The organism is Saliniramus fredricksonii (assembly GCF_900094735.1).
Classification (GTDB): Bacteria; Pseudomonadota; Alphaproteobacteria; order Rhizobiales; family Beijerinckiaceae; genus Saliniramus; species Saliniramus fredricksonii.
The window spans coordinates 153980-166554 of the sequence record NZ_FMBM01000003.1 but is presented as its reverse complement, the minus strand read 5'-3'; the positions used below and the strand labels follow the sequence as shown (position 1 = coordinate 166554).

The 12575-nt window shown below is 69.4% G+C and carries 11 protein-coding genes; 2 read left to right on the top strand and 9 right to left on the bottom strand.

What is annotated here, in order from left to right; translation table 11 throughout:
* Complete coding sequence (locus GA0071312_RS18105) at positions 1-1365, bottom strand: cobyrinic acid a,c-diamide synthase CobB (RefSeq protein ID WP_238947329.1); 1365 nt, start codon at positions 1363-1365, stop codon at positions 1-3.
* A 47-nt stretch (positions 1366-1412) separates the two neighbouring features.
* Between GA0071312_RS18105 and GA0071312_RS18100 the strand changes: the two genes are divergently transcribed.
* Positions 1413-2528, top strand: coding sequence for a cobalt-precorrin-5B (C(1))-methyltransferase (locus GA0071312_RS18100; protein ID WP_074446435.1), 1116 nt, complete (start codon positions 1413-1415; stop codon positions 2526-2528).
* Here the strand turns inward: GA0071312_RS18100 and cobM are convergent.
* The 3 genes from cobM to cbiE are packed head-to-tail and all read right to left on the bottom strand — an operon-like array spanning position 2481 to position 4989.
* Positions 2481-3275 (bottom strand): precorrin-4 C(11)-methyltransferase, encoded by a 795-nt coding sequence (gene cobM, locus GA0071312_RS18095; RefSeq protein WP_074446434.1) that lies wholly within the window; start codon positions 3273-3275, stop codon positions 2481-2483. The genes GA0071312_RS18100 and cobM overlap by 48 nt on opposite strands.
* The gene (locus GA0071312_RS18090) at positions 3272-3718 is read right to left on the bottom strand and encodes a cobalamin biosynthesis protein (RefSeq protein ID WP_074446433.1); all 447 of its coding nucleotides are present in this window, start codon (positions 3716-3718) and stop codon (positions 3272-3274) included. Before GA0071312_RS18090 ends, cobM begins: the two co-directional genes overlap by 4 nt.
* Positions 3715-4989 carry a precorrin-6y C5,15-methyltransferase (decarboxylating) subunit CbiE gene (gene cbiE, locus GA0071312_RS18085; protein WP_108721937.1) on the bottom strand — a complete coding sequence of 425 codons (1275 nt, stop codon included), beginning with the start codon at positions 4987-4989 and terminating at the stop codon, positions 3715-3717. The genes GA0071312_RS18090 and cbiE overlap by 4 nt, the downstream gene beginning before the upstream one ends.
* Between cbiE and GA0071312_RS18080 the strand changes: the two genes are divergently transcribed.
* Entirely contained in the window at positions 4988-5800 is an 813-nt protein-coding gene (locus GA0071312_RS18080) for a cobalt-precorrin-6A reductase (protein ID WP_074446431.1), read from the top strand. The two genes, cbiE and GA0071312_RS18080, sit on opposite strands and share 2 nt — an antisense overlap.
* Here the strand turns inward: GA0071312_RS18080 and cobJ are convergent.
* Genes cobJ through cobN form a run of 5 tightly spaced genes read right to left on the bottom strand, consistent with a single transcriptional unit; the run spans position 5755 to position 12573 of the window.
* Positions 5755-6540: a precorrin-3B C(17)-methyltransferase gene (gene cobJ, locus GA0071312_RS18075; RefSeq protein WP_074446430.1), complete on the bottom strand. Its 786-nt coding sequence runs from the start codon at positions 6538-6540 to the stop codon at positions 5755-5757. The genes GA0071312_RS18080 and cobJ overlap by 46 nt on opposite strands.
* Before the next feature lie 30 nt (positions 6541-6570).
* Entirely contained in the window at positions 6571-7302 is a 732-nt protein-coding gene (locus tag GA0071312_RS18070; protein WP_074446429.1) for a precorrin-2 C(20)-methyltransferase, read from the bottom strand.
* Positions 7299-7928 (bottom strand): precorrin-8X methylmutase, encoded by a 630-nt coding sequence (locus tag GA0071312_RS18065; protein ID WP_074446428.1) that lies wholly within the window; start codon positions 7926-7928, stop codon positions 7299-7301. The genes GA0071312_RS18070 and GA0071312_RS18065 overlap by 4 nt, the downstream gene beginning before the upstream one ends.
* Before the next feature lie 11 nt (positions 7929-7939).
* Positions 7940-9184 (bottom strand): hypothetical protein, encoded by a 1245-nt coding sequence (locus GA0071312_RS18060; protein WP_074446427.1) that lies wholly within the window; start codon positions 9182-9184, stop codon positions 7940-7942.
* Complete coding sequence (gene cobN, locus GA0071312_RS18055; protein ID WP_074446426.1) at positions 9181-12573, bottom strand: cobaltochelatase subunit CobN; 3393 nt, start codon at positions 12571-12573, stop codon at positions 9181-9183. Before cobN ends, GA0071312_RS18060 begins: the two co-directional genes overlap by 4 nt.
* Positions 12574-12575: the final 2 nt, after the last annotated feature.

Here is a 12575-nt window from a genome sequence, read left to right as displayed (position 1 = left end):
TCAGGCTCCGTTACTATCCGCGTCGAGGGCGCTGATCAGGTGGAAGAAGGACCCGGTGACATGGCCGCGCCGGGAACCGGTTTCCGGTACGTCCTTGCCATTGGCGTCGACGACGCGCGCGAGCGGTTCATCAGGCTGTGCCAGGATGGTGGTATAGTGGAATTCGTGCCCGCGCAGGGCCGCGCCCGGCGCATGGCCGGGTATCGGCGCATGCAGGGTGGCGTGGCGGTAGCCCAGATGCATGGAGCGTTTGGCGAAGGAGGTTTCGAGCCCGATCAGCCCGGCCATTTCATGGCGCGCGCCATCGGCATCGATCAGCCCCGCACCCAGCGCCATGTAGCCGCCGCACTCGCCATGGACCGGGCGCGTGCGCGCGCATTCATGCAGGCCCTTGCGGAAGTTCTGCGCCTGGGCGAGCCGCCCGGCATGAAGTTCCGGATAGCCGCCGGGCAGCCAGACCACGTCGCAGGCCGGGTCGGGCGCCTCGTCGGCGAGCGGCGAGAACGGGATGATCTCGGCTCCCGCCGCGCGCCAGCGATCGAGCAGATGCGGATAGACGAAGCTGAAGGCTGCGTCGCGGGCGAGCGCGATGCGCTGACCGGGCGGAGTGACGGGTAAGGCGCGGGTTTCACATATGGAAAGCCGCGAGGGTGCCGCCAGCGCCGTGAGCGCGTCGAGATCGATATGGTCTTGCGCAAAATCCGCCAGTGCATCGAGCCGCGCGGCGAGATCGGCGGTATCGCCTGCCTGGACGAGGCCGAGATGGCGCTCGGGCAGGACGAGATCGGCGCGTTTGGGCATGGCACCGAGCACCGGGATGCCCGCCTTCTCCATGCCCTTGCGCAGCAGCATGTCGTGGCGCGGGCTCGCGACGCGGTTGAGGATGACGCCGGCCAGCGTGATATCGTCGCGGTAGACCCGGCAGCCCAGCGCGATGGCGGCGGCGGACTGGGCCTGGCCGGAGGCGTCGATCACGAGAATCACCGGCCATCCGGTCACGGCGGCGATATCGGCATTCGAGCCGTCGCCGGAAGCGCCGGGCTGCGCCACGCCGTCGAACAGGCCCATTGAGCCCTCGGCGATAGCGATATCCGAATCGCTCCCGCGTGCGAGCAGTTCCGCGAGCTGCGCCCGGGTGAAGGCCCAGCTGTCGAGATTGAAGGAGGGGCGCCGCGCCGCCGCGCTGTGGAAGGCGGGGTCGATATAGTCGGGCCCGCATTTGAAGGGCTGGACGTTGAGGCCGCGCCGGCTGAGCGCGCGCTGGATGCCGAGCGTCACCGTGGTCTTGCCCGAGCCCGAGCGCGGCGCGGCAATGATCAGGCCGCGCAGTGTCGGTGCCGGTGCCGGATTCGGCCTATCGCCCATTTGCATTTCTCCTGACAGAAACCTCGCACGGTCCTATAACGCATTTGATGGAGAAAACAGGCCCGAAGACCGAATTGCGTCGTGGATGGACCACGGGAAGCTGCGCCACCGCAGCCGCCCGGGCCGCCTTCCATGCGCTGCATTGCGGTGATTTTCCCGATCCCGTGACGATCGCCCTGCCCAGCGGCGACCGGGTGGCGTTCTCGCTCGCCATGCATGATCGCGGTGCGGGATTCGCGCGGGCAGGCATCGTCAAGGATGCCGGTGACGATCCGGATGCCACCCATGGGGCGCTGATCATCGCGAAGGTTACGGGCAACGCGCCGGGTGCGGGAATCGCCTGGCGTGCCGGGGAGGGGGTCGGCACGGTGACGCTGCCCGGCCTGCCGCTGCCGCCAGGCGAGCCGGCGATCAACCCGGTGCCGCGCGCCATGATCGCGCAGGCGATCGAGGAGGAAGCGCAGGCTCTGGGCGTGCCCGCCGATGCGGTGGTCGAGATCGCCATTCCCGATGGCGAGGCGATCGCGCGCAAGACCATGAATCCGCGTCTGGGGATTATCGGCGGTCTCTCGATTCTGGGCACGCGCGGCATCGTCATCCCGTTTTCCTGCGCCGCCTGGATTCACTCGATCCATCGCGGCGTCGATGTGGCCCGCGCCGCCGGGATCGACCATGTGGCGGGCGCCACCGGCAACACGTCTGAACGCGCCATCGCGGCGCTGGATGATCTGCCCGAGATCGCGCTGATGGATATGGGCGATTTCGTCGGCGGCATGCTGAAATACATCCGCAAACACCCGATCCCCCGCGTCACCATCGCCGGCGGTTTCGCCAAGATGGTCAAGCTCTCGCAGGGGCTGATCGATCTGCATTCGCGCTCTGGCAGCGTCGATCTCGTGCATCTCGCGCACCTCGCCGGGGAGGCGGGGGCCTCGGATGAACTCGTCGCGGCGATTCCGCAGATGAATTCCGCCCTCGAAGCGCTCCAGCGCGCGGATGCGGAGGGGGTGGATATTGCAGGCACGGTCGCGGCCCATGCGGTCAAGACCGCCGCGCGGCTGGTGCGCGATACCGATATTGGCGTCGATGTCGCGATCTTCGACCGCGAGGGAAAGCTACGCGCCCGCACCCCCGTCGTCAGTGCCGCCATCACCACCACCTGAGCGATAGCGCCGGTGATAGCCGGCATCGTAAAGCGCGCTGTCGCGGAAATCCGAGGCGCCGAGGACGCGCCCGACCACGATCAGTGCCGTGCGCTCCACCGGATCCTTCGCATGGATGGCGCTGATCGTCTCCAGCGTGCCGCGCAGGATGCGCTCGTCGGGCCAGGAGGCACGGTAGACGATGGCGACGGGGCAATCGGCGCGGTAATGCGGGATCAGGCGTTCGACCACGTCGTCGAGCACATGGATCGAGAGATGGATGGCGAGCGTCGCGCCGGTGGCGGCGAAGGCTTCCAGCTTCTCGGCCTCCGGCATGGCCGAGGCGCGCCCGGAGGTGCGGGTGAGGACAAGGCTCTGGGCGACTTCCGGGAGGGTGAATTCGCGGCCCAGAGCCGCTGCGGCTGCGGCGAAGGCGGGCACGCCCGGGGTGATCGTATAGGCAATGCCGCGCGCCTCCAGCCGGCGCAACTGCTCGCCCATGGCGCTCCAGACCGACATATCCCCCGAATGCAGCCGCGCGACATCGAGCCCGGCCTCATGCGCGCGGACATATTCCGCCTCGATCGCATCGAGATCCATCGGCGCGGTGTTGATCACCCGCGCCTCGGGCGGGCATAACGCGATGATCCCGGGCGGGACCAGCGAGCCGGCATAGAGACAGACCGGGCAGCGCGCCACGAGATCGCGCCCGCGCACGGTGATGAGATCCGGTGCGCCCGGCCCGGCCCCGATGAAATGCACGCTCATGGGAAATCCTTCTGCGTCGAATGCGCGAGCGCGACCGCCGCCGTGGCCATCCGGTCGGCGCCGATCATGCGGGGCACGATGAGCCGGGCTTCGCCCCATGGCGCGTATTGCGCCGCTGCGGCGAGTGCTGCCGCTTCGCACAGGCTCGCGCCGGCGGGCAGGCGGGTGACGCGCGTCTCGCGGGTGGTGACGTTTTGCGCCTGTGCGGCGAGTGCCGCAGCGTCGAGGACAAGGATGGTGAGGCCGTGCCGGGCGGCGAGGGTGCGCATGGCAGGGCTCTCGGCCTTGTCCGTCGCGCTCGCGAGAACGGGTGGCGGGCGCGCGCCGGGCGCTTTCGCCATGGCGGCAGCGATGGCCGCACCGAGCACGGCATCGAGGCTCTCAGGGCTCGCTTCTGCGCGAAAGCCGAGGCCGATGATGAAGGGGGAGGGCGTGTCCGTCATCGCCGGTAGCACCATTGCGTCACGGGCATCGCCGCGCGCCAGCCGCGCATCTCGCCCACCGGCGTGACGCGGGAGATGGCGATGCGGGTGAGATCGCCGCCCAGCCGCGCATGCAGATCGATGAGCAGCGCCTCGGTCTCCAGCGTCACCGCATTGATCACGAGCCGCCCGCCGGGTTTGAGCGCAGCGAGGGCCGCGTCGATCACGCCCTCGCGCGAGGCGCCGCCGCCGATGAAGATCGCATCGGGCGGCGCGAGACCTGCAAGCGCGTCAGGCGCGCGCCCGGCGCGGAAATCGACATGCGGCACGCCGAGCGCCAGCGCGTTCTGCACAGCCCGGTCCAGCCGGTCCGGGCGCGCCTCGATGCCGATGGCGCGGTTATGCGGATGGGCAAGGCACCATTCGATGGCGACGGATCCCGCGCCGGCGCCGATATCCCAGAGCAGTTCCCCGGGCCGGGGCGCGAGCGCGGACAGCGTCAGCGCGCGGATCTCGCGCTTGGTGAGCTGGCCGTCATTGGCGAAACAATCATCGGGCAGGCCCGGCGCGCGGGGGATCAGGGCTGCATCGGGACCGGCCTCGACAGTGATGGCGAGGGCGACCGGGGTGGCGATATCGTCGGGCAGGGTTTCATCCGCGTGCAGGCTGCGGATGCGCTCATGCGGGCCGCCGAGGCGTTCGAGCAGGGTCAGTCGCGAGGTGCCGCAGCCGGTCTCGCGCAGGAGTGCGGCGGCCTCGGTAATCGCTGCGCCGTCGCGCACCAGCACGATCAGCCGCGCGCCGTGATGCAGTTGCGGGCGCATCAGGCGGATTTGGCGGGCATGCAGCCCCAGCGTCACACATTCTTCGAGCCGCCAGCCGAGACGGGCGCAGGCGAGGGAGAAGGTTGCGGGGGCGGGGTGGATCGTGAGCGCGTCGATCGGCAGATGCTGCATCAGGCTGCCGCCGGCGCCGTGCCAGAACGGATCGCCGGAGGCAAGAATGGCGATGCGCAGGGCGGGCTCGGCCGCGCGCCGCGCAAGCAGTTCTTCAAGCGATTCGGCAAAGGGCGTGCCCCAGGCGAAGCGCTCCTTGCCGGCAAGCGCCGGGTCGGCATCGAGGAAGGTGAGATGGCGGGCGCCGCCGGCGATCAGATCGGCGTTTTCGAGCGCGGCCCGGCCCCCGGCCCCGAGCCCGGCGAGCCCGTCCTCGCCGATTCCGATCACGCTGATGCGCGGATGCGACGATGACGCTTGATCCGCAGCGTGATTGTCGGGCAAGTGGTCAGGCATGATTGCCTCCGAAAGACGCTCCGCGAAAACCCGCAATATCCTCCTGCTCGGCGGCACGGGGGAGGCCAGCGCGCTGGCGCAGGCGCTCGCCGCGCGTGTTGATCTGAGCGTCACGCTCTCCTATGCCGGGCGCGTGGCGCAGCCGAAAGCCCAGCCTGTGGCGATCCGCGTCGGCGGGTTCGGCGGTATTGCCGGCTTGCGCGATTATCTGCAAGCGCAGGCGATTGATGCGGTGATCGACGCGACGCATCCTTTCGCCGCGCAGATGAGCGCGAATGCCGTTGCGGCCTGCGCCGGGGCAGGCGTGCCGCTCGTCGCGCTGGAGCGTCCCGCATGGCAGGCAATGCCGGCGGATCGCTGGATCGATGTTGCCGATCTGGAGGGCGCGGCGGAATATCTTGCGCAAAGCGAGGCCACGCCGCGCAACGTCTTCCTCGCGATCGGCCGGCTGCATCTGCATCATTTCGCGCGCGCGCCGCAGCATCGCTACACGGTGCGGCTGATCGACGAGCCGGGGGAGGCGCTGCCGCTTCCGCAGGTCGCGGTGCTGATCGCGCGCGGGCCCTTCACGATGGAGGGCGACGCGGCGCTGATGCGCGAACGCGGGATCGAAATGATCGTCGCCAAGAATTCCGGCGGCGCCGGGGCGTTTGCCAAGATCGCGGCGGCCCGCAGCCTCGGCCTGCCTGTCATCATGATCGCACGTCCGGATATCCCCGCGCGGGCGCGCTGCGAGAGCGTCGCGCAGGTGATCGCATGGCTCGATCATGCCGCACCCTCCGGCGGCATCCCGGCCCAGCGCGGCGTGTAGACGATCGGGCGATCTGCGCCGCGCTCGATCAGACGCGTCAGGGAGGAGCCGACAATCACCACACTGCGCATATCCGCCTGTTCGGGCCTTGCTTGCCCGAGCGTGGTGATGGCGAAGCGCTCGTCGTCGCGGGTGACGTTGCGGGCGAAGACGATGATGGTATCAGGCCCGCATTCCTCGCGCAGGATCTCCAGGGTGCGGGCGAATTGCCAGGGGCGCGAGCGGGAGGAGGGGTTGTAGAAGGCCATGGCAAAATCGCCGCGCGCGGCATGGCGCAGGCGTTTCTCGACGAGTTCCCAGGGTTTGAGATTATCCGACAGGTTGATGGCGCAGAAATCATGCCCGAGCGGCGCACCGAGCCGCGCGGCGGCGGCGAGCATGGCGGTGATTCCGGGTATGACCGTGATCGCGACGCCCTCCCAGCGCGCCGGATCCGCCTCCAGCGCCTCGAAGATCGCCGCCGCCATGGCAAAGACGCCGGGATCGCCGGATGAAACCACGGCGACGCGCCGCCCCGCCGCCGCGAGATCGAGTGCATGGCGGGCGCGTTCGATCTCGACGCGGTTGTCGGAAGCATGGCGCTCCTGATCGGGCCGCAGCGGCACGCGCGCCACATAGGGGCCATAGCCGATGATATCCTGCGCCGCGCTCAGCGCGGCCTGCGCATCGGGCGTCACCGCCCCCTCCGCGCCGGGGCCGAGGCCGATGATGCTGACGTGACCTTTCTCACGCCCGCTCATGGTCGCCGTCCTTTCATGGCCGCCGTCCTTTCATGGCCGCCGCCCCTGGCCGTGGACGATGATCATCGAGAAATACGGCGCGTCGTCGGTTTCCTTTTGCGATAGCGGCATCACCTGCTGCTGCGGCATCGCCCCATAGGCGACATAGAAGGCGCGTTCAGCGAGCCCCGCGCGCTCGAGGGCGCGGCGCACCTTGGGGAGGTTGCGCCCGAGCTTCATCACCACGAGCGCATCGGCCTCGCGCATGCGTGCGACCAGGCTCTCCTCGTCGAGCGTGCCGGCGAGGACGCAGAGCACGTCGTCGCCATAGGTGATCGGCTGGCCCGTCGCCGTCCAGCAGGCGGACATGCCGGTAATGCCGGGCACCACCTCCACCGGGCAATGGCCGAGGAGGCGGGAATGCAGATGCATGAAGGAGCCGTAGAAGAAAGGATCGCCCTCGCAGAGCACGACCACGTTGCGCCCCGCGCGCACCATGGCGAGAAGCTTTTCGACGCAATCTTCATAGAACGCCTTCAGCGTTGCCGCGTAGGCCGGATCGTCGAGGGGGATTTCGGTGGTTACGGGGTATTCCATGGCGAATTCATGCACATCCGCCCGCAACAGCCCGTCGACGCTGGTGCGTGCGCGGCCCCTGCGCCCGCTCTTGCGAAAGTAGGCGATATCCGTGGCATTGCTGACGAGGCGATGTGCCTTGACGCTCATCAGATCCGGATCGCCGGGGCCGAGGCCGACGCCGTATATGGTGCCGGTCCCGCTCATTCGCGCTCACTCGCCAGCGCGTTGATCGCCGCGACCGTCACCGCCGAGCCGCCCCGGCGTCCGCGCACGATCAGGCCGGGGACCCGGCCATCCGCCATCAGCGCTTCCTTCGATTCCACCGCACCGACGAAGCCGACCGGGATGCCGATGATCGCGGCGGGGCGGGGTGTCGCGGGATCGTCGAGCATTTCGAGCAGCCGGAAAAGCGATGTCGGCGCGTTGCCGATGGCGATGACAGCGCCTTCGAGATGCGGGCGCCACAACTCCATCGCCGCCGCAGAGCGGGTCGTGCCCATCTGCGCGGCAAGATCGGGGACGCGGGGATCCTGCAGGGTGCAGATCACGGGGTTGTCGGCGGGGAGCCGCGCGCGGGTGACGCCCTCCGAGACCATGCGCGCATCGCACAGGATCGGCGCGCCTTCGCGCAGGGCCGCCTTGGCCGCTTTGGCGAAGCCGGGGGCGAAGATGATGTCGCCTGCGAGATCGACCATGCCGCTGGCATGGATCATCCGCACGGCGACCTTCTCCTCGTCGGCGTCGAAGCGCGTGAGATCCGCCTCGGCGCGGATGATGGCGAAGGAGCGCTCGTAGATCGCGGCGCCGTTCTTTTCGTATGCGTAGCCCATTCCCGTTCCCGTCATTGCCGCGTCGCGACATGCTTGCATTGCGCGATCAGCGCCGCGCGCGTGAGCGCCTGCGCAACCGGTTTATCGCTCACCTTGCCATCCTGCACCAGATCATGGCCCTGCGCGGTGCCGATCACCGTGAGTGCCGCCGGCGCGGAGCGCGCGCAACCCTTGCCGCAGCCGGAAACATGGAGCCCCCGATCGCGCATGGCGCGCGGCAGGGCCGCGGCGATTTCGCGGGCGAGCGAATGGGTTTCGATCATCCCGGAGGCGCAAGCCGGAGCGCCGGGGCAGGTATCGATGCCGGTGAGCGGGTCATCCGGATCGGTGATGAAACCGATCGCGGCGAGCGTCTCTGCCAGGGCGGGGTCGGCGCCGGGGAGCCAGAGCGCGCGCCAGGGGGTGAGGCGCGGCACGATACCGGTCCCGTCCAGATGGTCCGCGAGGCGATGCAGGGCCTGCGCATCGGTCTGGCCAAAAGGCAGGGCGGCGAGGAGGCCGCCGCTCGAAGCGCCGGGTCGCGGCGGCGCGCCGGCATCGGCGGTGCGCGCCGGGGCCAGATTGGCGAGCCCGGCATCGCGATACAGATCGCCGCCTTCGCCGCTTTCAATCAGCGCCTGCATGCGGTGGAAGCGCCCGGCCATAACCACGGGGTGGCGCGCGAAGGCGCGGGCCAGGGCCAGCGCGTGCGCAACAGCATCCGCCGTCGTGACCGCCACGGCCTCATCGCATGCCGCTGCCCGCAGACACAGCCCGCCATCCAACGCGCGTTCGATGCGGATATCGCCGGGTGTGGCGGCAAGGCGGCGGGGATTGCCGAGATCGATCAGGAAACCGAATTTCGCCGGCAGCGCCGCCAGCCCGGCATCCTCGCGCGCGGCTTCGACGAGCGCGCGCTCCAGCGCAAGGCCGGGATGGTCGGATGTGGCCAGCGGATCATGCACCACCTGCCGCGCGCTTTCCGCCGCCGCATCATCATCAACGAGGCCCTGCGCCTGCAGATCGGCGCGCAGCGAGGCCGCGTCATCCTCATCCGCGATGCCCCGGATCTGGAGCGCGGCGCGGCGGGTGATCTCGATGACGGCGTTGCCGTAGCGCACCGCGTCGTCGGCGATGCGGCGCAGATCTGTAACAGTGAGCCTGCCGCCGGGTGGGCGCAGACGCAGGATCAGCCCGTCTCCGGAGCGCATCGGGCGCCAGGCGCCGGGGCACCAGCCCTTGCGAGAGAAGCCCGTCGCTGGTGCAGGCGCGGTCATGAGGCAAGCCGCGTATCGTGCGCGTCGCCTTCAAGCTCGGGCACGTCCTGTGCCAGCGTGGCGATGACGCTGTTGCGCAGGGGCTTCCAGTAGCCGTATTCGCGCATCGCCTCGAACCGGTTGCGCATCTGGCGCAAGGCTTCCGGATTGGCGTTGGCGAGGAAGTCGCGCACGCTCTCGTCGCCGAGCGTCGCATCGAAATAGAGGTCGAAATGATGGCTCCCCACCACCTCGGCGAGGGCGGCGAAGCGGGCCATCTGGTCGAGCGTGGCGGCGATCTCCGCCGCGCCGCGATAGCCGTGGCGCATCTGGCCGGCGAGCCAGCGCGGATTACTCGCCCGCGCCCGCACCAGCCGCGCGATCTCCTCATGCGTGGCACGGATACGCGTCTGTTCGGGGCGGGTGGTGTCGAGATGATAGAGCGCGGGTGCGCCGCCTTCCTCCCCGCGCAGGCTGCGGGCAGCGGCGGCGAAACCGCCCTGGTGCTGGGCGTAGTCGGGCGCGCTCAGGAGGTCGCTTTCAGCCAGATCATGGGCATGCACATAGGCCGAGGCCTGCGCCACGCGGGCCTCGAGGCCAGCCTTGTCGTAACGTCCTGCCTTGTCTCCGCCATAGGCGAAGGCGGAGGCTGCGAGCCAGTCCTGCCCGGCCTTGTCGATCGTCTCGCGCGAAAAGTCCTGCGTGAGATGATCGACACCCGCGCCATAGCTGCCCGGTGCCGGGCCGAAGACATGGGCGGTGTCGGCAGCTTCCGCGTAATACGGGTTCTCGCCCTCGGGCTCGGCGCGTTTGCGCAGGGCGGCCACGGCCTGTTCGAACAGATCGGCAAGGCCGGGAAAGACGTCGCGGAACAGGCCGGATATGCGCAGTGTTACCGCGATGCGCGGTCGCCCGAGGATGGCGGGGGCGAGGATCTCGAAGCCGGAGATCCGGCTCGAGCCGTGATCCCAGACGGGTTGGGCCCCGATCAGCCGCATCGCCATGGCGAAATCCTCGCCGGCGGTGCGCATGGTGGCCGAGCCCCACAGATCGACCACGACGCCTTGCGGGTAATCGCCATGATCCTGCAAATGTCGCATGACCAGCGCCTCGGCCATGCGCGTGCCCTGTTCGACCGCCGCGCGGCTGGGCACGGCGCGCGGATCGACGGCGAAGAGATTGCGCCCGGTGGGCAGCACATCGCGGCGCCCGCGCCAGGGCGAGCCGGCGGGGCCGGGGGCGACGAAACGTCCGTCGAGCGCCGCGATCAGCGCCGCGCGCTCGCCCTGCGGGCAGGATGCGAGCGCATGTGGATCGAGAGCTTGCGGATCGAGCGCGCCTTCGTCTTCCGCGCGCGCCGGTTCGCCGAAGACGTGGAGCCCGTCGGTGAACTGGGTTTCCTTGATGTCGCAGACGAAGGCATCGACGCGCGCGATCACCTCCTGCTTGCAGGTCTCCGGCGTGATCTGGAGATCCTCGACGATCTGCGTCGCCTGCGCGGCGTCGATGATGGCATCGACGAGCCGGTCGCGGCGGCGCGGGTCGAGCCCGTCGGCGGTGGAATATTCGTCGAGCAGGCGCTCCAGCCCGTGCAGCGTCTCTGGCATGGCGCCGCTGCGCACGGGTGGCGTCATATGGCCGATAGTGAGCGCGCCGATGCGCCGCTTGGCCGTGGCGGCCTCGCCTGGATCGTTGACGATGAAGGGATAGATCACCGGTACCGCGCCGGTCAGCGCCTGCGGCCAGCATTCGGATCCGAGCGCCACGGCCTTGCCGGGCAGCCATTCCAGCGTCCCGTGTGCGCCGAGATGAATCAGCGCGTCGATGGCGCATGCCTGGCGCAGCCAGAGATAGAAGGCGATATAGGCGTGACGCGGGGCGCGGGCCAGATCGTGATATTCCTGCGCGCGATCAGCGCTGTTGCCGCGCTCGGGCTGGAGCGCGGTGATCATATGGCCGTGCTCAAGCGCCCGGAAATGGAAGGCGCCGTCGCGGCAATCGGGATCCTCCTCCGGCGCACCCCATTGCGCTTCGAGCGCGTCGCGCAGGCTCTGCGGCAGGGCAGCGAGCGCAGCGTGATAGGCTTCGAGCGGCCAGCTGATGCGCGATGTGCTCAGCGCGCCGACGAGGCCGTCGCCATCGGCAGGTGTCTCACCCGTGTCATAGTCGTGCTCGGCCAGGAGCCCGTAGAGGCCGACGGCGCTCGCCGGCGCATCGAGGCCGATCGCGTGGGCGTGCTGGTCCTCGCGTCCGGGATAGGTCGAGAGGATGAGGGCGAGACGACGCTGCTCGGGCGGCTTGCGGCGCAGATTGACCTGCGCATGCGCCTTGGCGGCAAGCGCGGCGATCTGGCCCGGATCGGCGCAATGGGCACGGCGTGCGAAGCCGAGATCAGGGTCACGCGCCTCCTGCTCCTTGAACGAGACGACGCCGGCGAAGATGCGGCCATCGACTTCCGGGAGCACCACATGCATGGCGAGATCCGCCGGCGAGAGCCCGCGTTCGGCCTCGCTCCAGGCCTTGCGGTCGGAATTGGCCAGCGCCACCTGCAGAACCGGCGCATCGGCGATGTCAAGCGGCGTGCCGCCTTGCGTATCCATGCGCGCGGAGAAGGCGGTGGCGTTGATGATCACGTCGGGTTCCAGCCGGGCGAGATGGCGGCGCAGCCAGCCGGCGGCATCGGGGGCCTTCAGGCTCGGCACGAAGATGCCGAAGGAATCGAAGCCGCGTTCCTCCAGGGCCGCGATCATCGCCTCGACCGGGCCGGTATCGGCGGCGGTGAGGAAGGAGCGGTAGAAGATCACCGGCGCGAGCGGGCGCGAACCGGCGCGCGGCAGGGCCAGCGGACAGACGATTCCGGTGCCGGGACGGAAGAAGCCGACCGGCGCCATCGCCTTCACGCCCATCACCGGATCCGCATAGAGCCCGCCGGCCAGCGCGAGCTGGGCGAGGGCTGCATGCGCCGCGCCCTGTCCGCCCTGGTCGCACAGATGCGCGATGCGCCGCAGGGTCGAGACCGGCAGGTTCGACGCCGCATCGAGCCGTTCATCCGGGCGACCGTCAGCCGGGATCACGGCGAGCGCGATGTTCTCGCGGGCGGCAAGCTTCTGGATCTGCTCGATCCCGTAGGGCCAGTAATCCACCCCGCCGAGGATGCGGATCAGGATCGCGCGCGCGCCCGACAGTGTGTTCTCGCAATAGGTATCGACGGAGAGCGGATGGATCAGCGATGCGATATTCGCAAGCCGCAGGCTCGGCATCCCCTCGCGCGCCGCCCGCCAGGCAGCGGCGAAGGCGCCGAGATCGCTGTCGGAGAAGGACAGAACGACGAGATCGGCCGGGCTCTGCCCCAGATCCCGGGGCGCGCCGGCTTCTTCGAGGCCATGGCTTTCGCGAAAGACGACATGCATCG